The sequence below is a fragment of the Dyadobacter chenwenxiniae genome (genome assembly GCF_022869785.1).
In the GTDB taxonomy this organism is placed as follows: Bacteria; Bacteroidota; Bacteroidia; order Cytophagales; family Spirosomataceae; genus Dyadobacter; species Dyadobacter chenwenxiniae.
In genome coordinates this window covers 3,577,628-3,600,090 of record NZ_CP094997.1, presented here as the reverse complement: position 1 = coordinate 3,600,090, position 22,463 = coordinate 3,577,628, and the positions used below count along the sequence as shown (strand labels likewise).

Genomic DNA, 22,463 nt, shown 5'->3' with positions numbered 1-22,463 from the left:
AAAGAAAGAACCCAGCTGCGCGGACAATAGCCGGATTACAGAAAGCGCACTAAGGTGCGCTTTCTTCGTTTAAATTAGTCTGAAATCAGCTGTCTACAAGATAAGTGAATCATTGACAGTCCACATGGGAAATGTTACCGTTTACTAAATAAATCGGACAGGTACAGATCAATACATCCAAAATGCCGATTAAATCGGGAATTTGTTAGCTTAAATGAATTCACGAGCTTGAACTGTTTCAAAAACTTAATTACCCGCTTCGTTGTCACACTTTTTCAGTTGTGCGGTTTTACCTGCCTGGCACAGCTCCCTGATTTCAATGTGCAGGTACTCAATGAAAGCAACGGAATTAAGACGTCAGACATTTACCGGATCATTAAAGATAAAAAGGGCTTTTTGTGGATACAGTCTTCGAGGCATTTACAACGGTTTGACGGCCAGAATGTAAAACGTATCGAGACAAATGGTGAGGATCTGCACGATATCGCAGCCGATTCGTCGGGAGTAATTTACATTACAACTGAATCTGGTATTGAGCGGTATGTAAATGATATCAAAGGGTTTGAGCCAATACGCATTACCGGCAGGGGCGTAAAGCCGGATAATAAGCTTAACAAATTACAGGTCACACCGGACAACCGGATCTGGGCCAATTCGACAAAAGGCCTCTACAGTTACATTGCCGGAGAGGATGCATTTAAGCATTATCCATTGCCCGGCCTTGAAAACCACAGGTTTTACCGGCGGATATTTAACGCAAAAGGATATAATCTTTTTATAGCGGATATCGACACAGTTTTCACAGTAAACACCCGAAGCAAGGAAGTTCGAATGGTTCCTCTCCCAGGTATCAGAACTGTGGTTCCTTTTTCAGAAGATGTGGCCTGGGCCACAAACCACCTGCTTCAAAATTTTGAAGTAAATTTCAAAACAAGGTCGGTCAAACGCATTTCCGGGTTGCCATTGGTCGAATTGAACAGCATAAATCATTTAAAAGGAGATAATTATCTGGTTAACACGAGGAAAGGCTGTTACAAGTATAACAAAACAGCGAAGGCGTTCACCAAAGCCACACTTTACAATTCGGGAAACGAGCTTCCCAATGACGAAAATTATACGGATTATTTCGATTCCGACAGTACTTTCTGGCTCGTTTGTCAGGAAGGCATCGTGTTTTTCAGGCCACTCGAACATAACATTGGCTGGTTGCGAGGTTTGAAAAACGCTGACAGGGAATGGAATAATAATATCCGTGCCGTGACTGAAGACAAAAATGGTAACATCTGGCTGGGGACCGTTGAAGGGTTTTACAGGCTAAACCTGGTTGACGGCAAAGTCAAATCTTACCGTCCGGATGTTAAGGGGCGTAAAGGTTTACCTTTTCCGGCGGTGCGGTCACTTGTTCATGACGGACGAATTCTCATTATCGCACCAGAAAAAGGCGAGCCTGTTATTTTTGATCCGGTTGCCGAATCGTTCAGGCCGCTGAAATATCCACAGGGAATATCTGGTATCAGGCTGAGAAGAAAAATGCAGAACGAATTGATCGCGACGATTTACCGACTGCACAAAGGCGGCCACCTGATCGTTGGAGAGGAAACCTGCTATTTCATCGAAAAAGATACTTATCTGGTCAGTGAAAGGTATTTTCCGGAGGCCTATCACAACATTCAAACGGTTGCAGAGGAACAGGGCGGCAACTTTTGGATGGGCTCGTACAGAGGCTTGTTGTATGTAAACAAGAATTTCAAAACGTTGTATAATGATATCAGCTTTACGCCCAGTCTTTTGATAACATCTTTGCTGATACAAAACGACTCGACAATCTGGTGCGGCTCGGTAGGTTTATACGAAGTCATCCGCTCGGAGAAATCATTAAAAAGAAGGCTTATATTCCCACAGCTGCGTAACCAGCGGATTACTATGTTATACCGTGACAAAACCGGCAAAACGTGGATTGGCGCCGACGATGGATTGTACCGTTATGACCACGTTTCTCAAAAGCTCGAATGGTTTGATGTTTGGGACAATATTCAGAATAAGCGATTTAATCTCAATGCTTTAAAGGAATCCCGCAGCGGATATGTCTTTCTCGGGGGATTCAACGGGTTGAATTACTTCAAACCGGAGGAGATCAAACCAATAAAGGAGAAACTGAACGTAAGCATTTCCAACGTCAAGGTTAATCAGGACGATACCATGTATCTGCTGCGGCCTGCCCCTATGGAATTGAACTGGCAAGAAAACTCGGTTGAATTTCAATACCTGACCACTTATTACCGAAATCCTCAAAAGCTGACTTACCGGTACCGGATGATCGGGCTGGACAGCAACTGGTCGTTAAACGGACGGAACAACAAGGTTCGTTTTTCTTCACTCTCATCCGGCAATTACACTTTCACGGTGGCGGCCAGTCTGGACGGCGTAAATTGGGATGAAACCTCGAACCCTTTCTCTTTTGTGATTTTACCTCCGATCTGGAAACGTGCCTGGTTCATAGGCTTGGGTATACTGGTCACCGGCGGGATCGGGTATGTCATATTCCGGGGCCGGATCCGGGCTATCCGACAGCAAATCACCATGCGCGAACGTGTTTCAGAGATTGAGATGAGAGCATTGCGTGCGCAAATGAACCCGCATTTTATTTTCAATTGCCTTAATTCGATTAACCGTTATATCGTGAAAAGCGATAATGCGACCGCCTCTCTTTATCTGACCAGGTTTTCAAAGCTGATCAGGCTCATTCTTGAGAATTCAAACAGTAAAAAAGTGCTGCTTTCCAATGAACTGGAAGCATTGCGGCTGTACATTGAAATGGAAGGAATTCGTTTTGACAATAAATTCAGCTGCGAAATATTCCTTGCCGATAATGTTTTTGCAGATTCAATCGAAGTGCCTTCACTCATCATTCAGCCCTATGTCGAAAATGCGATTTGGCATGGTCTGCTGCATCAGGAAACCAATGGTAAGCTCCTGATAAAGATCAGTATGCTGGAAGAGAACGTGCTGCAGTGCGTCGTCGAAGATAATGGCGTGGGGCGTGAAAAAGCGCGTGAATTTAAAAGCAAGTCGGCAACAAGTAAGAAATCTATGGGAATGAAACTCACCGAGGACAGGATTGCCATCCTGAACCAATATGCCCAAACCAGCGCCAGTGTAGAAATCATCGACCTCATGGACCAAAACAACGAGGCGTCCGGGACCCAGGTCATTATCAGGATTCCGGTTTAAGTGGTAATAAATGGAGTATCAAACTTTAATATCAGCTGCCTGAAATATGGAAACTATAAAATGTGTCATTATTGACGATGAAAACAATTGCCTCGAAATGATGGAGTGGCTTTTGAAAATGTACGCACCCACCGTCTCCATTTCTGCCATGTGCAATTCGGCAGAGAAAGGTATTGCGGCAATCCACGCGCACCGGCCCGATGTGGTTTTTCTGGATATTGAGATGCCCAGGATGAACGGTTTTGATATGCTCGAACAATTCGATAAACTTTTCTTTGATGTGGTTTTTACCACAGCGTATGACAAGTTTGCTATTAAAGCATTCAAGTACAGCGCATTGAACTATTTATTAAAACCGGTCGACCCCGACGATCTGAAAGAAACGGTCAGGCGGATGGAAAACAAGAAAACAGTTCCCTCCAAAGAACAGATTGAGCTGCTTTTCCAGAGCGTAAGGCAAATGAAACCGACCCCGATGCGCATTGCCCTTACGACGGCGGAGGGGCTGATTTTTGCCACTACACAGGATATCATCTATTGCGAAGCGGAAAGCAATTACACCACGGTGGTCCTGTCAGGCGGGAAAAAAATTGTGGTTTCAAAGGTGCTCAAGGATATCGATGAAGCACTAAACGGCCCTGACTTTTTCAGGGTACATAATTCTTATCTGATTAACCTGAACCGGATCAAGAAGTTTGTGCGCGGGGACGGCGGCTACGTCGTAATGGATAACGATATGGCTATCGGTATTTCACGCTCGCGCCGTCAGGAGTTCATGGACATGTTCGCCAAGTTCTAGTGAATGTACCAACCTTTCCAGATAACAACAGACTCAACAAAATAGCAGCAAACTAAACAAGAAAGCGGTCCGTTCCTTCACATTGATGTAGACAATCAATAGAAGTAACATGGGTTTGGCATTAAGGAAGCTGACATCCATATTCTGTCATATTAAAAAGTAACCGTAAAGCCTGCTGAATTTTGAACAAGCTAAAAAAGGCAATGTGATTTTTGTTCGATGAGCTTATCGAAGCTTGTTTATACTATAGTACATACATGTCTTGCGAGATACTCTTGAAGCTATCCCATATCTCGCAAGTAGCATCCGATTGAAATCGAGTCATTTATTTGTCGATCTCGATTCCGATCTTGCCGTAGAAGTTTTTATCTCCGGTTTTGTTTTCCAGCAAACTATGCGCTTTACTCATCTCCGACAACGAAAAGACCTTGTTAAGAACAGGTTTTAACTTGTTGGTTTCTACCAGTTTCGTTATTTCATCCAATTTATTTCGGTTTTGGCGGGTAAAGACAAAATGATAGGTCGCATTTTTCCCCCAGGCGTGAATCAGGTTTTGAGGTTTTTCAATGTCGACCACTGTAACTACCTGCCCCATCTGGCTAAGGATCAGCCCGCTATCAGAAAGTGTATTACCTCCAAGGGTGTCAATAATGACATCAACCCCCTTACCACCAGTAAGTTGCTGAATAGCGTCGATGTAGTTTTCATTTTCATAGTCGATCACATGATCAGCTCCTAATTCAAGCAGAAATCGGTGGTGGACTTTCCTAGCTGTGGTGAAAACGATCGCTCCCATTGCCTTGGCAATCTGAATGGTCGGTATTCCTACGCCACCGGCACCACCATGGATCAAGATGGATTGATTGATCTTTAGCTGTGCCCTGGTAACCAGCATTTCCCAAGCCGTGCCCGCTGCTAAGGGAAGCGTTGCAGCTTCGAGATGGCTTAGGTTTTTTGGTTTTAATGCAATGATAGACTCATGGGCGCAGTGATACTGCGCATAGCTTCCCTGGCCCTTAAAGATCTCAGGGGTATAATATACCTGGTCACCGATCTTGAAATTTTCTACACCCTGACCGACTTCTACAATTTCACCGGAGACATCGTGACCTGTTATGACAGGTAAGGACAATTCATTTTTATAATCTCCACGGCGGACCTGGTAGTCCAAAGGGTTCACAGATGTTGCAAACACTTTGACCAAAACTTCTCTGAAACCTGGTTTTGGCATCGGCACGTCTACAATTTCGAAATTTTCGGCAGGGCCGAACTCCTTTAAGATTGCTGCTTTCATTTTGCTTTTAGTTAATTAGGTAAATATCTAAGTTTCTTGTCAAAAAAATTATAAATTCTCTTTTATGTGCTTCGCCAAATTTTGGATTGATTGTTCATTCCTCTTGTAATATGTCCACTGATCCTTTCTTGTGGCGGTTAAAATACTGGCGGTCGACATTGCTTTTAAATAAACAGAAACGGTAGGGACAGACATCCCTGCTTTTTTTGCAATATCAGAAACACATACGCCTAACTCTGGCGAATAGTCGGCTAGCTCTTCGGCAGGAAAGTGCGTAAAAGGCTCTTTTAACCATTCTAGAATGTTTAGCCGGGTCTGATTTGATAATGCCTTAATGACTTCTAATAGAACCATGATACAAATTTAGAAAATTACCTAAACGCCTACAAGTCTTTTTGCTTTTTTTTTTAGTATAATCGTTTTCGGGTCGGCGATTTGCGTTTGACTAGCGTGTATATTCCAGATTTGTCCGGCAAATTTAGGACAGGCATATTTCTCTTACAGGGAATGCAATCAGGTCAAAAAATAATCTAATTAATTTCCACAGGGGAAGTGGACGTAAAATCAACATGCTCGATGTTCGTTGTTTCGTACGGATCATTTCCTGTGAAGTAAAAATCAAAATTTTTTTACCAAATGGTAAATGAACTGTCCCCAACCAAGTCGAAATTTAATGTATGGAAGAATTCATTAATTATATATTACAGTTTGGAAATCTGAATAAGCAGCAAACAGATTTCATTGTTGGCAAAGCAAAGACGCTGGAACTTCATAAGGAGGACTATTTTTCAGAAGCCGGAAAGATCCCAAGGCAGGTTGGATTTCTTCTCGAAGGGGTCGTTCGTTTTTGCTATTATAATAACAAAGGTGAAGAAATCACGCAATACTTCATTGACGAGAATAATTTTGTTTCGGACCAACAAAGATTTGAGGCACAAGTAGTGGCTTCCGAGTATATACAGGCAGTTACCGATTGTAAATTGCTTGTTTTTTCAAAGAAAGATTGGGACGAGATTGGAAATACTATTGTTGGCTGGGACGCTATTACAGGTCTGATATTAAAAAATTGTTTGTTGAAAACGATAGAAAGGAGGAGCCCCCTGGTTTCAGAGGATGCAACCACCCGATATTTATCATTTATCGAACATTTTCCTGGCCTTGTCACTCGTATCCCGCTTTCTCATATCGCTTCTTATATAGGAATTACACAGCAGTCTTTAAGTAGAATAAGAAAAAACATCCGTTAAAATCCGTTTTTACCATTTGTTAAATGCTTTCCTTTTTTAGATTCTGACCTTTGTCTCATGATTTAAATTAAATAGAAATGAGCAAAAAGATCGTTTTAATTACAGGAACAAATAGTGGTTTTGGATGGCTTACTGCCAATAGTTTAGCCGCTTTGGGGCATAAAGTTTACGCCACCATGAGAGATACCAACGGAAAGAATGCTGATAAAGCAAAAGCACTGTCACAAGTGGAAAATATCACCGTGTTAGATGTAACCCTAACAGACGAAACCAGCGTGAAAACTGCTATTGACACCATCATCACCAAAGAAGGAACCATTGATGTAGTGGTGAATAATGCCGGTATTGGAATGATGGGCGTGGCAGAAAGTTATTCGGTGAAGGATGTGCAGGAAATGTTTGACGTGAACGTAATTGCACCTTTTAGATTAATAAAACTGGCATTGCCATTCATGCGCAAAAAATCAGAAGGACTGATCATTAATATCACAAGTGGTTTCGGGAGGGTTAGCTTTCCTTTTTCGGTAGTTTATGGTGCTTCAAAATTTGGTTTGGAGGGATTGAGCGAAGGTTTGCATTATGAAGTAAGGCCGTTGGGAATTGATGTGGCAATTATAGAACCGGGCGCATTTCCTACCGAGATGAGCCAAAAAGCCAGACTTGCTTCGGATGTGGAAACCACTAATGGATACGAAGAATTGTTAGCCGTTTATCCGAATAAAATGGTAGCCGCCATTGGCCAACTATTTGAAACTTTTACGCCCAATCCTCAGGATGTGGCAGATGCAGTAGTGGATCTGATCAATTTGCCAAATGGAGAAAGACCATTAAGAACAGTTGTCGATCCCACGACAGGGGAATTTATAAAAAAAGCCAACGACGCTGTCAGTGTTGAATATTCAAAAGCTTTGACAGCATTTGGGATGGAAGGCCTTTTAGCATAAACTTTCATGGTTGTTCAAATCAGCCCGGGGGATCACTTATTCCCGGGCTGATTTGCTGTAATAATAAACCATACTTCTTTAACTTGGAAGTAACTAGTACATGCTAAGATTGCTTCACCAACTGCAATTCAACATGGATAGATATATCGTCACTTACCAATAACCCTCCGGTTTCCAAAGGCATATTCCAGTTTAATCCCCAATCTTTACGACTAATCGTACCCGTTACCGAAAAGATCGCTTTTTCCTTGCCCCAAGGATCTTTAATGATGCCTCCAAACTCAACCGTTAGTTTCACTTGCTTGCTGACACCTTTGATTGTAAGCGCACCATAAATGTTATACTTGTTGCTCTTATCAGCCGCTTCATAGGTGTTTCCAGTAAAATTAATTTCCTTAAAGTGATCAGTGTCAAAGAAATCGGAATTCCTCAGGTGGTCATCCCTTTGTGCATTGCCTGTATCTATTGAGGCAGGATTGATCCAAAAATCAACCTCAGCAGTTAAAAAATCTTCATTTGTTGTGTAGATACTAGCATCATATTCTTTGAAGACGCCTCGTACAGTCGATACCATAAGATGTTTGAGTTTAAAGCCTACTTCGCTGTGGCTCCGATCAATCACCCATCTTGTTTTATTTAATGTTTCCATTTGTATTTATTTAAATTCTATGACTGATTTTGGATGCTGTTAGATTGGGAAACTGCTTTCTTTTTCATGCTATATTGACGTTGAGGGATTAAAGTTTAGGTAGACATTTGGGGGGAGACTGGCTTTCGACGTTCTGATTGACCAGCGGAATCACTTTGCTGCCGATCAACTCGATAGACCGCATTAACTGCTCATGTGTCAGGCCCGCGATGTCCATTTGGAATGTGAACAGGTCGATACCGCCGAGTGCTTCACTATGCCTTTTCAGCTTTTCGGCCACCGTTTCCGGTCCGCCGACTACCAGGACACCTTTTGCCGAGGCACCCGCATCGAATTGCGATTTGGTAACCGGCGGCCAGCCGCGTTCCCGGCCTATTTTGGACCATGACTCTATGTACCCGGGAGCATAATCCGCGATCGCCGACTGATCAGTATCGCCTACATATCCCGGTGAGTGCAGTCCAACTTTCAAATCCTCCGGCTTGAAACCAGCTTCTTTTCCAGACTTTCTGTAGAGATCTACCAGCGGCCTGAAACTTTCTGTCTGTCCGCCTATGACGGCCACCATTAGCGGAAGCCCCAGCGTACCGGCACGCACAAATGATTGCGCCGTACCGCCTACGCCTACCCAAACTGGTAATTTCTTCTGTACAGGGCGGGGATAGACCGGCTGATTATGCAATGCAGGTCTGAACTTACCCGACCACGTCACGAACTCCTCGTCCCTGATTTGTAGCAACAGTTTTAGCTTTTCTTTGAACAAAGCGTCATAATCATTAAGGTTATAACCGAACAACGGAAATGCCTCGGTGGCAGAACCCCGGCCGGCGATGATCTCCGCACGTCCTTTGGAAATAATATCCAGTGTAGCGAATTGCTGAAACACCCGAACCGGGTCGGATGTACTTAACACGGTCACTGCACTCATCAGCCTGATCCTTTTGGTACGGGCGGCGGCAGCTGCCAATATCACCGCCGGAACCGAATCCAGAAATTCTTTTTTATGATGTTCTCCGATCCCGAAAACATCGAGTCCAGCCTCGTCTGCCGCCACGATCCTGTCCAGCAGTTGCTCCATTGCGTCGACGCTGTTCAGTTCATTACTTCCATACATGGCCGATGCGAAACTATCTATGCCTATTTCCATATTCTTCCGTTTTTGAGTTTGTATTGAATGATATCAGTATCCGGTTACTGAACCGCTGTCAGGACAAGGTATTGGCGAGCATAAAGGCGACATCCTGAAATGATCGGAATGTCGCCTTGCCGGTGGTGTTTGTTATTGTGCCGGTACAGGGGTATTTAACAATTGCTGTTCCCATGCATAAGCTACGCCGGTTGCTCCGCAATGCTCGATCATCAAGCCGGATAACTGGGTAGCTGTATCAAGCCGCGCCCAATCACGCTGCCATTCAGATAAGACTGCAAACCAGTTAATTGGCGTAATACCATGCTGTACCATACGTCGCACAGCCATTTCGTGCCCTTCCAGCGATGACGACCCACAGGCATCGGTTACAACAAATACATCATAGCCCTCCGCTGCTGCCTGGATGGCAGGCATAGCTACGCATATCTCTGTCCATAATCCGGCAATGATCAGCTGCTTGCGGCCGCTTTTTGCCACAACATCGGTCACATCGGGGTCTTCCCAGGTATTGATCCATGTACGGTTGATCGGTTTTTGCTCCGGAAATACATCCTGGATCTGTTTGATGATCAAACCGCCGCGTTCCTCGAGCACCGTGGTCAGAATGGTGGGCACATTAAAAATCTTTGCGGCTTTTGAAAGGCCTGCAACATTGTTAATGATCATCGTCGGCTCGTGGCTGTTCAGGTTAGTAAACTGGAATGGCTGGTGATCGATCAGCACAACAATACTGTCCTCGGGACGCAACAGGGCATCAAGGCCTTTTTTTTGATTGATTGACATTTTTTAATTATTGTATGGTTAATGAACAGTTGAGACTGTGATGCGGGTACGGAAGGTTTGTTTTTGTGGATGCAAAGTTCATGAACCAGACAAGTCGGAACGATGACATTTGAAGCAAAATCACGTAGATAATTGTCTATGAAATTTTAACAGATACCCCAGTGGGTAAAAGCATATAATTTATAAAAAGCAGTCTATCAGACAATTAACAGACACGCAGGGCCTGCGCTCGGAGGAATGCTCCATTAATCTTATATTTGTATGACGGTCAAAAATATTTTAGAGAGATACAAAGGCTTATATGTACGACGCTTATTTTGAATATCTGAAGAAATTTAGCTCCGAACCACTTACAGACGACGAAAAGGCATTGATAAGGCTGAACGTAACGCCATTCAGATTAAGGAAAAGACAATATTCATTACAGGCCGGGGACATTTGTAGGAAGTATGCATTTATCGTAAAAGGCGCGATGCGGATGTATTTTGTAGATGATAAGGGCATAGAGCATATTGTGAGGCTTGGGATCGAGGATTGGTGGATGGGCGACCGTGAAAGTTTTGTAAATCTTACGCCAAGCCGTTACAATATTGATGCTCTGGAGCCATGCGACCTGCTCTATATGACTTTGGATAATGCTAACGAGTTGCAGAAAAAAGTTCCGGCCTTTCATCAGATGAAGAACATGCTTGACGAACGAAACCAAATGGCCAACCACCGCCGCATCACATCTGCGATCAGTTCAACTGCAGAAAAGCGATATGTGGAATTTGTTGAATGCTATCCCGAGCTTGTCAATCGTTTCCCTCAGCATGTTATCGCTTCTTATCTCGGTGTCAATAAGGATACGCTAAGCCGTGTTAAACGCCAGCACAATTTGAAATAATACAGTGTTGTTTTTTGTCTCAATTAAATAAGTAGACATTTATCTACTTCATTTTCCTACAAACATCATCGTCCTGCGGCATCTGGTTGCCGACATTTGTATGGCAGCTTTAACGATCGTCATGCACTGCACGGAATCCGTATCCTCATGGAAATCCGTCTTACATGGCGGCAAAAAATCAGAAAGATATGGAAATCCACGAATATGCGAACGGGGAGGTAACCCTCCTCTGGAAACCCAAACTATGCATCCACTCGGCCATTTGCGTTCGGACGCTTCCTAATGTTTATGACCCGAAGGCGCGTCCCTGGATCAGACCAGAGAATGCGACCGGCGATGAATTAATCGAACAGATCGCCAAATGTCCCTCAGGTGCATTAAGTGTCAAAGAAGAATCGAAAATGAGCAATAAACTTGAATAATGGAAAGTACAAAAGTTGTTTTTACAGGGCATGTCCATGGTGAGGTCCAGCTCTTTGCGGATGAGGAACAGATCGGTAAAATGAGTCTGGCCATGACGGGAGGTAGGCTGGCGGTATTTCATACCGAGGTTGACCCGGAGTTCGAGGGCCGGGGTTTTGCAAAACTGCTGCTGGCCGAGCTGGTCGGCTACGCCAGAGAAAAAGATCTGAAGATCATTCCGCTTTGCCCCTACGTGAACGCGCAGTTCCACCGACATCCCGCGGAATATGAAGATGTGTGGAGCAAGGACTGGCATGGAATGCAAGGTTGATGAAACTAAACATAATACTGCTGGCAGGTCTGTTAATCTTAGCAAAATTCTCCCAGGCCCAAAATTTCAGGCTGCTGCGCTTTGATGAGGACTGAGGAGGAAGGGAGGTTTGCATGCAGGTTTTTCTCTTGCAACGGTATCAGCTACACGCCGATCTGCATTTAGGTGATCGGGCCCTGCAATATGGCAGCGGCCGCCTCATCGATGTACAGGAAGGCCCTATATCTCCGGCTCTATTTTGACGGTGCTAAGGTTGCTTACAGTTCTGCTAAGCTAAGCGTAGACGGCTTTGTCATGGCCAACGGCGGGATAAAAACCGGTGTCTTTGACAATCGGGTGAGCCGTATGGCGGGTTTATAGGGAGTATACAGCACCTGGTTTGCAGCTAAAAAGATCAATATCGATCTGTCTTATCTCGGGATCAGCCGGACTGGTGCCAGGTTTGACGAGGGAATTGCTGATGAATTGCGACATACCGTAGGCGCGCGGTTCTGGAATTCGGGCAGCGGCTTTTTGTACAACTTAGAGACGAGTTATCAGTTTGGGTCCTTCGGGGAGGGAAAAATTCAGCCCTGGGGTGGCTTTGCCAATAACCACTATTGAAAGCAAATACATGAAAAATAACGCTATGGATTTCGGTCAATATATATCCGATTTTAAAGCAGTGAATGAAAAAGCAGAACCAATTGAGGTCAAAAAGCTGGATGTGAACACTTGGAAAGTTGCGGACCTGAAAAACGCTGCTTAAATAAGTTACCCGGTGTCCGACGGATGGGAACACCTTATGCAGCAAACTGTATTGAACAGGATACAAATCTTGCGACTCGGCTTAGCACATTTCAGATCGTAATACTACAAAATGAGTGAGAAAAAATTGTTTAGCCTTTTTAGAAAAATAGGCAGAGCGATACCCTAATTGCTGTTATATTCACATTCCCTATTTGATCTAACAGTTTCGGAATATCTCTATATGCTCCGCCCCTCTGCATGCATTTCAGTTCTTATTTTTTGTGGGGGTATATTGTGTTTTCTTTCGCAGGGAAAAGCCGGAACAATCGACTCCCATGAAAGCCTGTTCAAAAAAGCGACAACACAACAGGAATTAAGGCAAGCAGAACGCTACGGGCGAAAAGCGTGCGAAATGGCTGTCCGGGAGAAGGAGTTTGAAAAAGCTTCAACTTACTACCTCACGCTTGGGAAAGTATTTTACGATAGAGGTAACTACCTGCCCGGAATAGCTCAGGCGCTCGCCGGGTTGCGGGTCATCGAACAGTTTAAAGTCAACAACGATACATTAAAGTTCAATCAGTTTTCGCTGCTCTCGGCTTCTTACAGTCGGCTGCCTATGAGCGATTCCGCCACCTTTTGGTTTACCAAAGCAAATGACTGGCTGAAACAGCAACCTCTGATTGCGAAAAAGATACCCGCAGATGTTTGCGGACATTACCTGAATCAGGGCCTTTTTTACGGTTGGACAGGTGATTTTGGCAGGTCTACCAAATATCTGCGGGAAGCACTGGTTTTGTCTAAAGCAGTCAAAAACATCCGGCTCGAATCCATCGCTTATAATTATCTGGGCAATAGCTATTTCAGGCAAAAAAATTTCCGGGAAGCCGATCATTACTACAGAAAAGCATTGGCGGGTTACCGGTCCGGCTCTACCGATAAGTGCTGGGGTGAAATCATTCTGGGTAACAATCTCAGGGCGGAGGGGCGTTTATCGGAAGGGATTACACATATCCGAACCGGGCAGAAGGATTATAACCGGATAAAAAGAGGAGACCCGGCGCAACAGGACATTGATTTCGAAATCCAGTCATCGAATTACCTTGCTGAATGTTTTCGAGCAGCAAAGGATTTTAATGCGGCTGAGAAATCATACAGGACTTGTATAGAACTGCACAAAAGATCAGGGCGATTACAGGGCGAATTCATTGCATTCAGCTGGATAGGGCTGGCCCATATTGCCCGCCAAAGGCAAAGCCTGGACTCCGCGCTTCACTACGCGGATGAGGCGATCAATGCTTCGAGATATCCGGTAGCAAAAAAGAAAACTGCCTTTCCCGCTGTCGTAAGTGAAAAAACGCTGTATGAAGCTTTGCTTATTTCTGCCGAAGTGAAACAGGACAAATGGAAAAAAACTAATTCTGTAAAACAACTTGCAGAAGCGGTTTTGGCATACGAAGAAAGCCTGGAAGCGGCGGCCAGACTTCGCAGAAACATGATCCCGGAAGAGTCAAAGCATTTTCATGTTGAACGCGTTGCAAAAAGTGCGAGTACGGCGGTTCGGCTCTGTTATGAAATCTATACAAAAACGAAATCCGATCAATGGAAAAGTTTGCTTTTTGATCTGACAGAAAGAAACCGTAGCATGGTCATTTCGGACCTTCTGCACGAAAAATACAGGGTCGTAAAAAAGGTGCCTTCCAGAATAATAGCCGTCGAACGCACGCTGAAACAACGGAACACCGAACTCAACAAACAGCTTGCCGCCAGCCGGACAAAACAAAGCACCGATAGCTTGCTCGCATTATTAAACACTGTGGACGTTCAATCCTATAATTTCCTGGACAGTCTGGAAAGAGAATTCAGCCAATATTATGCCTTAAAATATGATTTCAAGGAGCTCAGTTTGGCAGATGTGGCCGACCGGCTCGAAAAGAATACTGCGTATTTGTCTTACTTTATTGACGGAGAGTCGCTCTACTGCATTTTCATCCACAATGGCAAAAGCAAAGTAAAACGAATGCGGTTACCTGCAAATTTTCCTGCTCTGGTCATGCAGTTGCGGCAGGCTTTGGTCGCCGACCCGGTGATGTTTGCATTTTCAGGACATAGCCAATCCGCAGCACTTAATGATATTCTTATCAAACCTTTTCTGCGGCCTGAAAAGTCGATCAGGCGATTGATCATCACCAGGGACGGGCTGCTTCATTACCTTCCCTTCGAGGTTTTAGAACCAAAAGATAAGCCGGAGCATTTCCTGGCCAGGAATTACGCGATCAGTTACAGCTACTCTGCCAAGCTTACGTTTGATGCTGACCGTCAATTCAAGGGCGCTCCAAAAGTGCTTGGATTTGCACCTTTCGCGGGTGATAATGTTCCAGATTCATCCAAATTAATCAGCTCTCTTTCAGAAGTAAAAGCCTGGAAAGGGGTGATTTTAATTGATTCGGCTGCGACAAAACCGTCGCTTCACAAAATGATCGGCCAAACGGACATCCTGCTGCTTGCTACCCACGCGATGGCGGACGTAAAGTCTCCTGAGCATTCTTTTATTGCACTTCATCCAGACACACCCGATAGCCTGCTTTACGCAACCGAAATTGTCAATATGCCGCTTGAAAAGCTCCGGATGGTGATTCTTAGTGCCTGTGAAGGACATGAAGGATCTTTTAACAAAGCCGAAGGACTGTTGAGCCTCGCGAGGGCATTCAGGATAGCGGGTTGCCAGACTATACTTACCACTTCCTGGAAAGCCCAGAGTGAAAGCACATCGGAATTTTCAAAACTGTTTCATCAGTACCTTACCGAAGGATATCCCACCGACATTGCACTGCTAAAAACACGTCAACAATTCTTTACAGATTCCCGACTGCTCAAATGGGCTCATCCCTATTACTGGGCGAATTTTACATTAATCGGGAATTCTGCTGTGATTTACCCTCCTGAAATTGCGTACAATCCCTGGTACTACTGGGTTGTCGCATTACTTTTCATTGTTTTTCTTCTGCTGATAATCAGCCGTTCAAGAGCCGCCGGTCCATTGTGACCTTTTCAGGTGCCACCAGATTTTCCAGCGCTCGATCGCCGGTACGGAATATTCTTTGGAATCCTGCAGTTCATGATAGGTCTCGTTTGCTTTCTCAGTTTGGCTGTTTTTGAGATAGCAAATTACCAGGTGCCATTGTGCCGCCTCCTTGAAATAGGGCCTGAGGTCGGAGTAGCCTAATACTTTTTCAAATCGCTGTTGAGCCAGCTGGGATTCGCCCTCAGCAAGATAAGATTGTCCTTCAAAAAACAGGTCGAAAGCCTGCTTTTTTGCAAGTGAAAGGTTATTGGTAGAATCTGCCTTGTATTTGGCCCTGAAATCACGCAGAATGCTCAGGTCGTTTTCTTGTGCAGGCAGCCTGAGTGGAGAATATGCCAGGAACAAGATAAAAGCGATGCAGGCCGCTGCCGCGAAGCTGCTCGTCAATGTGAAAATGCGCGTTACTTTTCTCCTGGAGCGGCCTTCATCCCGTAGTTTTTCTAAAATGTGCCTGGCGTTTTTCTCAAATCTTACTTCTTCCAGCAATTGTATGCCCGGGCGAAGGCTTTTGGCTTCCCTGGCAAAATCCTCGTTTTCTTTCATTTCTTTTTCAAAAAAGAGTTTCTCGTCATGGGATAGCTTTCCCGACCAATACTTCTCTATCCATTCCCATTCTTCCAATTGTCCAACAGGGCGTTTCATAGCGACGGATTAATAAGTTTTCCCAATCTCTTCAAACAATGATATTTCTGCGCTTTGGCTGATGCAGCATTTCTGAAACCAACCATCACCGCAATATCTTCCATAGACCAGCCATCCATAAATGCCCTGATCAGTTTCTGGCAGTTAGGTTCCAGCTTTTCGAGCAACCTTTCCACAAGCTCTTGATTCTCATAATTTGTAAACTGAGAATCATCCGCTTCATCTGCCTGCGTCCCCGCTTCGATGTCTTCGGCAGCCCTCGGCCTTGTTTTCTGTTTTTTCAATTCTGTAAGCCACTTGCGCTTCGCTACACCATAGAAGTACGTGCTGATTTTTGCATCCTGATGCTCAAACTTTTCCGACCGGACATTTTTGAAAAATGTAAACACCACATCATTCAGGATTTCCTCAGCCTCTTCCCGCGAGCCGCTGTTGGAAGTGACATACCTTAAAATCATCGGCTCATAGGCCTTGTGAAGAAATTTTAGGGCTTCGTTGTGCATGCGAATGTCAGTCGACTGCAGCATTGAAATTACTTCCTGGTCTGAGTAGCGTTTGGCCATAGGTGTAGGGACATTTTACTTCTTAATGCCCCATTGTTCGGTTAAGGTAAAAAATATTACAAAAAAGATGTGAAAAAGTCAGGCTCTCTTCGATGAATAGAGGAAGAGCGGATCAAGGCGCCAATCCTGCTCGGTTTTTTTCCTCACTTAAACAATCGACTGAAATGAAACTGACAGTGCTTTTGGCGCATGGTCGCTCCATAGGGGTATGCCTTGCTGTTGTCGGAATGCTTTGGCTGGCATCCTGCGAATCGCAGTCCGACGTTAAACCGCTGACCAAGTCGGCAGCGGATTCCACCTCCCACAACCTGGTAGCCGACGATCCGCCGGTGAAGCCAAGTGGCCCTGGCGGAGGGCCCTAAGTGCCAATGCAGCTGCGGCCTGTTTGATCAGGTCGCAGCTAAACATTAAAGGGTAAGCGTATATGGTAATACGTTACAGTGACGAAAGAAAAAAACTTTAAAAAGCACTTTACTTCTTGCAAGCAGATGTGCATTCATCGGAAAAGGGCATAAAAGTCTGCTCAATGTAAACCAATTTAAATTTTACCTTAAAACAAGCCCCCTATTATGAAGACACTCGCCGTTTCTATTTTTCTGCTGGCCATTTGCGGCAGCGTTTTTGCTCAGGATATCAAGATCGCTCCAGTGCTTGGACCAAGTGTGAGCATTCCAATGGTATCAACCGAAATGAGGGATCTTCTTACCGACATCTACGACGAGGATTTTGAAACATCCTCCAAAAGTACATTTCCGCCCTCGTTAAGATTGCAGGCTGGTGCACTTGTAGACTACGGATTTAACGAATCGCTGAGCCTTCAGACCGGATTAATTTTCAATCTCAGAGGCTTTAAGTATAAAATAAAAGCGGATTATACGGATGCAGATGGGGACAGACAAAAAGCGAGCGGGAAAGCCACTTTTTCCATAACCTATCTCGAAATACCTATTTGGCTTAGCTACCGTCTGGGAGACACCGGGTTTAAAATTATTGCTGGTCCCGGTTTCGGATTTGCAATAGGCGGAAAGGCAAAAAGCAAAATGAGCGTAGGCGATGAATCAGAATCGTATTCCGAAAAGCTTGACATTGGCACGGATCCTGATTCAGACGCCGTAAAGCCTTTTGATTTGAATTTTAATATCGGAATTGCAAAGGAAATTAATTTGGCTGACCGTCCGCTTGAAATATCTGTTTTTGCTCAGCCTTCAGTTACAAAATGGATCCCCAGATCCAGTGCAGAATCGGATTATTTCGCCCGCCATCTTAGTGCTGGGATTCGTGTAGCTTACTTCTTTCAGATCAAATAATAGCAGCGATAACCATTGTAAACCATCCTTTATCATGAAAAAGTACCTGCTTTTTTCTATGCTCATGTTGATCCTGGGAGGTTGTGAAAAAGACAATCTCCCGGACAAAATGCCGGAAGTATATGTTTACGCGAATGTCAACGGTGAGAAATTTAGATACGAAGGCGAAGAGGATTATTTCGCTGAAAATAAACCGTGGGTGCCTCAGTTTCAATTAGGAGCATTTCTAAGTGATTTTGAAGGCCTGGCTTTCTCAACAGAAGACGCATTGAGCGGTAAATCCCAAACATTGAAAATCAATTCCGCCACGTTTTCAGACAGCCGGTATACTGAATATTCGTCGGGAGATTACAGCAACGCAGGCAAACCAACCAACGGAAAATGTACTATCACGCATGCCGATAACTACGTAGTTGAAGGGACATTCTATTTTGACGTGTATGACGAGGATGGTTACGGCAATAAAAAGCTTTCGATTAAAGACGGGCGCTTTCGGGTGAAGTATAATTAGCACGTCGCGGTTATCAAATTCGCTATCCATTCTTAGTAACTACTATTTCGGCATCCGCTTCCAAATGATGAAAAATGCATTTCTATTGATGGTCCTATTCCTGACCATCACGAACTTATACGCGCAAAAGGGTGAGGTTTTAAGCAATAATAACATTGTTGCTATGCACCAGGCCAAGGTGTCCAAGAGTTTGATTATTCAGAAAATTAACGCGAGCACGGCCAGATTTGACATGTCCGTTCCCGGTATGCTTGCCCTGGAAAGTGTCAAAGTGCCTGAGGCAATTATGGAAGTAATGCTCACTGCCAGCAAACCGGCAGACGTACTTCAAAACGAGCAGATCATTCAAATGCATCAGGCGGGTTTTTCCAAACGGCTGATCATCCAGAGAATACAGGCCGGGCCGAACAGATTCAATGTCACGACAGATGGATTGATCCAGCTCCGGATTGCCAAAGTGCCCGAAGCGATTACCAAAGTGATGATCAACGGAAATTCAAAGTCGAAGTGAAAAGCATTTCCAGGGCAAATCGGAAAATATCAGCGCATTTAGCATCTTAAAACAATGAACAACTTTTACCGAACACTCGGGCTCTCATCATTATTGTCCGTAATAATGGCAGGATGCGGCGCAACAGAAAATCGAGAAGCAGACCGCCCGGATTGGAATTTCGACAAATCAGAAATTACGGATACAGGCGCTGCCAGTACTGAGAAATTGAATGTTGATGTGTATCTGGATGTAACCGGGTCCATGGAGGGATTTTCCGTACCAGGACAAAGCGACTTCGGGAACTTTGTGGACGATATTGAATCGACCTGCCAGAACACCTGGAAGAAGACCGATATCAAGTACTTCAAGTACGGGAGCCGGGTTGACAGCATTTCCAGGAGCGAATTCGTTTCGGCCAAAAATGATAAGGCGATTTTTACCGACAAAACCCTGAACAATAAAACGGACTTCGCCAACACGATAAAGAATACAGATCCAAAACGTGTCAGTATTCTCATTACCGACCTGTTTTACAACAACAATGACATTAACTCAGTAGTGGGCACCATTAAAGAGCAATGCATTCAGAAAGGGATAGAGATTGGTGTGGTGGGTGTTTCCAGTGCTTTTAATGGCTCCGTCGGCGACCTTGGGCAAGGTGTAAGCAGGTTGACCGTCAATGCGCAGCGCCCGCTTTTCGCATTGGTTTTTGGTGACAAAACAAACATTGACCTGTTGTTCCGAAGCTTGCAAAACAAGCCCTACATTACTGGAAACAGGTTTCTGATACTCGCTAATAAGCCAACTGAAAGTTTTGATGTAGCGCTGGAAAAGGATAGAAAAAGCAAATCTATCAATAGAAGCAGCCTGCCCAAAAAACAACTTGAATCCTATGGTACCGTCTTCGCTTTTACCATGAAGGAACGTGAAAAAGAGGCGCTGCTCCATTTGGATATGACGTTGCTAATGGATAAGTCCATGCCGGATTTTACAGAGAAGAACATCAAAGCGCAAGTATTTAAAAGGAAGATTTCAGGCAAAGATTCTGTTGCCGTAGATAGTGAGATCAGGCTTGAAAATCTGAAAATTTCAGGCGGCAAAGTCACTGCCGACATTAAGCTCAACAACGCCGATCCGGAAGGGATTTTTTCCTATGCTGTGTACCTCACCATGGATAATACGGTACCGCTTGCTATGCCTAAATGGATTAAAGATATAAGTACCGATTCCATTGACGGCGTACAGGCAGGCAAAACACTAAACCTGGAAAAACTCCTCACCGATATTGCCACCAGCCACGCTACGGCGAAGCAGCCGAAAGTCGCCAAGTTTTACATATACCTCGAAAAAAAATAAACTTCAAATCCTCAACCAAGATGAACAAAAGTCCGATTAACTATGTACTGACCGCCGTAATTGGCGCAACGCTCTGGGTCATTTTTGCCATATTTCTGGCCAGTTATTTTTCAGAAAATCCAAGCCTGGCCGAGAAGTACCCGGAAGATCTCGCGGTAGAATTGCGTCTTATTTTCGGCGCGGGAACAATGCTGAGTATCCTTTTCGCAGGCTACTGGTATTATTACGGCAGCCAGGAAAAAGTAGCAGGTCAGCTGCCTGCGGCTAAAACCAAATGGCGGACCCTATTTTTCATGCAGGTTCTTATTGCCGTAGCCCTCGCATTTGCAATTGTGATCCGGAACAGGAACGAGGGAATTGAATCTCAATGGTTTGTAATATACTTCCTGGTTCTTTCCCTGCTGACATTCACACTATTCTGGCTTACTACATTCCTGTTTTCTCCCCGGACTGTCAAGTTCGTTCCATTCGGCAAATAACTAAACTCCTGCACCATGTTAAAAAATGTTTTGATCGGAATTGGGGGAACGGGTTCGAGGGTCATTGAATCAGTTATTCACCTATGTGCCGCAGGGCTGGGGCCAGACAAGTTACACATCTTCATGATCGATCCGGATCAGGGAAATGGCAACCTCACCAGGACACATACTTTGATTAAAAATTACATTGACCTCAGGAATAAATTTCAGCGGAGGGGGAACAACAAATCTTTCCGGACCGAAATCATAATCCCGCCGGGTGACAAGCAATTCGTTTGGAATATTTTTGAAGAAAGCAATTACACACTCGCCAAATACATCAACTACGACAACATTGTTAAGACCAAACCGGAAATAGCGGACCTGGCAAATGTATTGTTTACAGAAAAGGAATTAAATACCTCGTTGAACAAGGGTTTTCGCGGGCATCCTTCTATCGGTGCGGTCGTGATGGCGGATCCGCCGATGGAAGAATACCCTTTCAAAATGCTTTGGGAAGGAATTGAGTCATTCGGGGCAAACGAGCTGCGCGTATTTCTTGTAGGCTCTATATTCGGCGGAACCGGCGCGGCAGGCTTTCCGACTCTGGGCTCCCGCCAGCTCATTAAATTCAACGAATCCATGCAGGCCAGCCTGGGTGGTGAGCAAAGCCGGGTGCTGCTGGGAGGCGCGCTTGTGCTTCCTTATTTCAGCTTTTCGGTGGATAGTGTAAGCAGTGCGGGCGAACCAATGTTTGTTACCACGGGAGATTTTCCCATTGCCACAAAAGCGGCATTGCAATATTACAATGACAAGCAGCTCGGTTTTGACCAGTATTACTTCATCGGAGATTCGCTGGCACAAAAGGTCGGCGATTTCAGCACCGGAAGTTCCACACAGCAAAACAAGCCCCATTACATTGAAATGGTCAGCGCACTGGCAGGTTTCGATTTCTTTGGTCAACCGGCTCAGCTGCCGAATAACAATAAAAAGTATTTTTTAGCGAGCCGCGAAACTGAGAAAATCACCTGGAACGTACTTCCCCTGACCAGGGACAATACGGGCCTGACTGAATACAAGCGGAAATTCAAAGCTGCAATTGCTGATTTTACCGTGTTCGCCTATGCTTATCTGACATACGGAAAAAAAGAGCTGAACAGGACCCACAAAGAAGTCTCGATTGAGCCGTGGTATTCCGAGAATTTCGGACGGGATTTTAAGGAAGATAACCACCTGTACAATCCGCGGCACAATCAAAACAGCGATCTGTACAACGTAGCCGACCATTTTCTGAATGCGTTCCTGTATTGGATCGCCTCCATAGACGATGGTGAAACGGTATTTCTGATCGATAGTAAAAAGCTCGCATCCGGCGCAATCGCCCCCAATAAGAAGCTTGAACTTTTTGATCCCGAAACCAACATTGGCAACATCGGAGAGTTGGTCAAGGGAGATTCAATGCATAAAACTTTCAATGCTTTTAGAATAGAAGGACTTCAGGAGGCGATCATCAAGGATAACATCACTGCCGGAAGCAAGTACCTGAACATTTTCTATGACGCTGCAACCAGGTTTAACACTAGTAATCTGGTCAACAACTAACGCT

General features: G+C 44.6%; 23 protein-coding genes. 16 read left to right on the top strand and 7 right to left on the bottom strand.

The genetic code is table 11. The features are described from left to right. Positions 1-228 precede the first annotated feature (228 nt). Entirely contained in the window at positions 229-3,231 is a 3,003-nt protein-coding gene (locus MUK70_RS15325; RefSeq protein ID WP_234653487.1) for a sensor histidine kinase, read from the top strand. Positions 3,232-3,277: 46 nt separating this feature from the next. Next, a complete protein-coding gene (locus MUK70_RS15320; RefSeq protein ID WP_234653485.1) occupies positions 3,278-4,030 on the top strand; it encodes a LytR/AlgR family response regulator transcription factor in 753 nt (250 codons plus the stop codon). 325 nt (positions 4,031-4,355) lie between these two features. Here MUK70_RS15320 and MUK70_RS15315 read toward each other — a convergent pair whose 3' ends face one another. Then, entirely contained in the window at positions 4,356-5,324 is a 969-nt protein-coding gene (locus MUK70_RS15315) for a zinc-dependent alcohol dehydrogenase family protein (RefSeq protein WP_234653483.1), read from the bottom strand. Between the two features lie 48 nt (positions 5,325-5,372). After that, a complete protein-coding gene (locus tag MUK70_RS15310; protein WP_234653481.1) occupies positions 5,373-5,678 on the bottom strand; it encodes an ArsR/SmtB family transcription factor in 306 nt (101 codons plus the stop codon). Positions 5,679-6,001: 323 nt separating this feature from the next. Between MUK70_RS15310 and MUK70_RS15305 the strand changes: the two genes are divergently transcribed. After that, positions 6,002-6,571 (top strand): Crp/Fnr family transcriptional regulator, encoded by a 570-nt coding sequence (locus tag MUK70_RS15305; RefSeq protein WP_234653479.1) that lies wholly within the window; start codon positions 6,002-6,004, stop codon positions 6,569-6,571. 77 nt (positions 6,572-6,648) lie between these two features. After that, complete coding sequence (locus tag MUK70_RS15300; RefSeq protein ID WP_234653477.1) at positions 6,649-7,515, top strand: SDR family oxidoreductase; 867 nt, start codon at positions 6,649-6,651, stop codon at positions 7,513-7,515. Positions 7,516-7,618: 103 nt separating this feature from the next. On the opposite strand, the gene MUK70_RS15295 is transcribed toward MUK70_RS15300, so the two are convergent. The 3 genes from MUK70_RS15295 to MUK70_RS15285 form a co-directional block, all read right to left on the bottom strand. Next, complete coding sequence (locus tag MUK70_RS15295; RefSeq protein WP_234653475.1) at positions 7,619-8,164, bottom strand: YceI family protein; 546 nt, start codon at positions 8,162-8,164, stop codon at positions 7,619-7,621. Between the two features lie 88 nt (positions 8,165-8,252). Continuing rightward, positions 8,253-9,311 carry an Atu2307/SP_0267 family LLM class monooxygenase gene (locus tag MUK70_RS15290; RefSeq protein WP_234653473.1) on the bottom strand — a complete coding sequence of 353 codons (1,059 nt, stop codon included), beginning with the start codon at positions 9,309-9,311 and terminating at the stop codon, positions 8,253-8,255. Positions 9,312-9,443: 132 nt separating this feature from the next. After that, positions 9,444-10,097 (bottom strand): hydrolase, encoded by a 654-nt coding sequence (locus MUK70_RS15285; RefSeq protein WP_234653471.1) that lies wholly within the window; start codon positions 10,095-10,097, stop codon positions 9,444-9,446. A 301-nt stretch (positions 10,098-10,398) separates the two neighbouring features. Between MUK70_RS15285 and MUK70_RS15280 the strand changes: the two genes are divergently transcribed. The 5 genes from MUK70_RS15280 to MUK70_RS15260 all read left to right on the top strand — a co-directional run bounded on the left by MUK70_RS15280 (position 10,399) and on the right by MUK70_RS15260 (position 15,488). After that, a complete protein-coding gene (locus MUK70_RS15280; RefSeq protein ID WP_234653470.1) occupies positions 10,399-10,983 on the top strand; it encodes a Crp/Fnr family transcriptional regulator in 585 nt (194 codons plus the stop codon). A 188-nt stretch (positions 10,984-11,171) separates the two neighbouring features. Continuing rightward, positions 11,172-11,405, top strand: coding sequence for a (4Fe-4S)-binding protein (locus MUK70_RS15275; RefSeq protein ID WP_234653468.1), 234 nt, complete (start codon positions 11,172-11,174; stop codon positions 11,403-11,405). Beyond that, a complete protein-coding gene (locus tag MUK70_RS15270; RefSeq protein ID WP_234606352.1) occupies positions 11,405-11,716 on the top strand; it encodes a GNAT family N-acetyltransferase in 312 nt (103 codons plus the stop codon). The genes MUK70_RS15275 and MUK70_RS15270 overlap by 1 nt, the downstream gene beginning before the upstream one ends. Before the next feature lie 613 nt (positions 11,717-12,329). Then, positions 12,330-12,464: a M61 family metallopeptidase gene (locus tag MUK70_RS15265; protein WP_234653466.1), complete on the top strand. Its 135-nt coding sequence runs from the start codon at positions 12,330-12,332 to the stop codon at positions 12,462-12,464. A gap of 393 nt (positions 12,465-12,857) precedes the next feature. Next, the gene (locus MUK70_RS15260; protein WP_234653465.1) at positions 12,858-15,488 is read left to right on the top strand and encodes a CHAT domain-containing protein; all 2,631 of its coding nucleotides are present in this window, start codon (positions 12,858-12,860) and stop codon (positions 15,486-15,488) included. Here the strand turns inward: MUK70_RS15260 and MUK70_RS15255 are convergent. After that, positions 15,465-16,169 (bottom strand): hypothetical protein, encoded by a 705-nt coding sequence (locus MUK70_RS15255; RefSeq protein WP_234653463.1) that lies wholly within the window; start codon positions 16,167-16,169, stop codon positions 15,465-15,467. The two genes, MUK70_RS15260 and MUK70_RS15255, sit on opposite strands and share 24 nt — an antisense overlap. Continuing rightward, entirely contained in the window at positions 16,166-16,732 is a 567-nt protein-coding gene (locus MUK70_RS15250; RefSeq protein ID WP_234653461.1) for an RNA polymerase sigma factor, read from the bottom strand. Before MUK70_RS15250 ends, MUK70_RS15255 begins: the two co-directional genes overlap by 4 nt. Positions 16,733-16,896: 164 nt before the next feature. Between MUK70_RS15250 and MUK70_RS15245 the strand changes: the two genes are divergently transcribed. The 7 genes from MUK70_RS15245 to MUK70_RS15215 all read left to right on the top strand — a co-directional run bounded on the left by MUK70_RS15245 (position 16,897) and on the right by MUK70_RS15215 (position 22,459). Further along, positions 16,897-17,094 carry a hypothetical protein gene (locus MUK70_RS15245; protein ID WP_234653459.1) on the top strand — a complete coding sequence of 66 codons (198 nt, stop codon included), beginning with the start codon at positions 16,897-16,899 and terminating at the stop codon, positions 17,092-17,094. A 207-nt stretch (positions 17,095-17,301) separates the two neighbouring features. Continuing rightward, entirely contained in the window at positions 17,302-18,039 is a 738-nt protein-coding gene (locus tag MUK70_RS15240) for a porin family protein (protein WP_234653457.1), read from the top strand. A gap of 34 nt (positions 18,040-18,073) precedes the next feature. Further along, positions 18,074-18,550: a hypothetical protein gene (locus MUK70_RS15235; protein ID WP_234653455.1), complete on the top strand. Its 477-nt coding sequence runs from the start codon at positions 18,074-18,076 to the stop codon at positions 18,548-18,550. 64 nt (positions 18,551-18,614) lie between these two features. Then, positions 18,615-19,061: a hypothetical protein gene (locus MUK70_RS15230; protein WP_234606362.1), complete on the top strand. Its 447-nt coding sequence runs from the start codon at positions 18,615-18,617 to the stop codon at positions 19,059-19,061. A gap of 54 nt (positions 19,062-19,115) precedes the next feature. Then, positions 19,116-20,399, top strand: a complete 1,284-nt coding sequence (locus tag MUK70_RS15225; RefSeq protein ID WP_234653453.1) for a hypothetical protein — start codon at positions 19,116-19,118, stop codon at positions 20,397-20,399. Positions 20,400-20,419: 20 nt separating this feature from the next. Then, a complete protein-coding gene (locus MUK70_RS15220) occupies positions 20,420-20,878 on the top strand; it encodes a hypothetical protein (protein WP_234653451.1) in 459 nt (152 codons plus the stop codon). Positions 20,879-20,893: 15 nt separating this feature from the next. Continuing rightward, positions 20,894-22,459, top strand: a complete 1,566-nt coding sequence (locus tag MUK70_RS15215) for a hypothetical protein (protein WP_234653449.1) — start codon at positions 20,894-20,896, stop codon at positions 22,457-22,459. Positions 22,460-22,463: the final 4 nt, after the last annotated feature.

What these genes read in the sequence shown, in the direction of transcription:
- MUK70_RS15295 (WP_234653475.1), bottom strand. Translation starts at nt 8,164, where the DNA reads ATGGAAACATTAAATAAAACAAGATGGGTGATTGATCGGAGCCACAGC.
- MUK70_RS15240 (WP_234653457.1), top strand. Translation starts at nt 17,302, where the DNA reads ATGAAGACACTCGCCGTTTCTATTTTTCTGCTGGCCATTTGCGGCAGC.
- MUK70_RS15220 (WP_234653451.1), top strand. Translation starts at nt 20,420, where the DNA reads ATGAACAAAAGTCCGATTAACTATGTACTGACCGCCGTAATTGGCGCA.
- MUK70_RS15230 (WP_234606362.1), top strand. Translation starts at nt 18,615, where the DNA reads ATGATGAAAAATGCATTTCTATTGATGGTCCTATTCCTGACCATCACG.
- MUK70_RS15290 (WP_234653473.1), bottom strand. Translation starts at nt 9,311, where the DNA reads ATGGAAATAGGCATAGATAGTTTCGCATCGGCCATGTATGGAAGTAAT.
- MUK70_RS15255 (WP_234653463.1), bottom strand. Translation starts at nt 16,169, where the DNA reads ATGAAACGCCCTGTTGGACAATTGGAAGAATGGGAATGGATAGAGAAG.
- MUK70_RS15310 (WP_234653481.1), bottom strand. Translation starts at nt 5,678, where the DNA reads ATGGTTCTATTAGAAGTCATTAAGGCATTATCAAATCAGACCCGGCTA.
- MUK70_RS15305 (WP_234653479.1), top strand. Translation starts at nt 6,002, where the DNA reads ATGGAAGAATTCATTAATTATATATTACAGTTTGGAAATCTGAATAAG.
- MUK70_RS15300 (WP_234653477.1), top strand. Translation starts at nt 6,649, where the DNA reads ATGAGCAAAAAGATCGTTTTAATTACAGGAACAAATAGTGGTTTTGGA.
- MUK70_RS15315 (WP_234653483.1), bottom strand. Translation starts at nt 5,324, where the DNA reads ATGAAAGCAGCAATCTTAAAGGAGTTCGGCCCTGCCGAAAATTTCGAA.
- MUK70_RS15320 (WP_234653485.1), top strand. Translation starts at nt 3,278, where the DNA reads ATGGAAACTATAAAATGTGTCATTATTGACGATGAAAACAATTGCCTC.
- MUK70_RS15265 (WP_234653466.1), top strand. Translation starts at nt 12,330, where the DNA reads ATGAAAAATAACGCTATGGATTTCGGTCAATATATATCCGATTTTAAA.
- MUK70_RS15280 (WP_234653470.1), top strand. Translation starts at nt 10,399, where the DNA reads ATGTACGACGCTTATTTTGAATATCTGAAGAAATTTAGCTCCGAACCA.
- MUK70_RS15215 (WP_234653449.1), top strand. Translation starts at nt 20,894, where the DNA reads ATGTTAAAAAATGTTTTGATCGGAATTGGGGGAACGGGTTCGAGGGTC.
- MUK70_RS15275 (WP_234653468.1), top strand. Translation starts at nt 11,172, where the DNA reads ATGGAAATCCACGAATATGCGAACGGGGAGGTAACCCTCCTCTGGAAA.
- MUK70_RS15225 (WP_234653453.1), top strand. Translation starts at nt 19,116, where the DNA reads ATGAACAACTTTTACCGAACACTCGGGCTCTCATCATTATTGTCCGTA.
- MUK70_RS15250 (WP_234653461.1), bottom strand. Translation starts at nt 16,732, where the DNA reads ATGGCCAAACGCTACTCAGACCAGGAAGTAATTTCAATGCTGCAGTCG.
- MUK70_RS15235 (WP_234653455.1), top strand. Translation starts at nt 18,074, where the DNA reads ATGAAAAAGTACCTGCTTTTTTCTATGCTCATGTTGATCCTGGGAGGT.
- MUK70_RS15260 (WP_234653465.1), top strand. Translation starts at nt 12,858, where the DNA reads ATGGCTGTCCGGGAGAAGGAGTTTGAAAAAGCTTCAACTTACTACCTC.
- MUK70_RS15285 (WP_234653471.1), bottom strand. Translation starts at nt 10,097, where the DNA reads ATGTCAATCAATCAAAAAAAAGGCCTTGATGCCCTGTTGCGTCCCGAG.
- MUK70_RS15245 (WP_234653459.1), top strand. Translation starts at nt 16,897, where the DNA reads ATGAAACTGACAGTGCTTTTGGCGCATGGTCGCTCCATAGGGGTATGC.
- MUK70_RS15270 (WP_234606352.1), top strand. Translation starts at nt 11,405, where the DNA reads ATGGAAAGTACAAAAGTTGTTTTTACAGGGCATGTCCATGGTGAGGTC.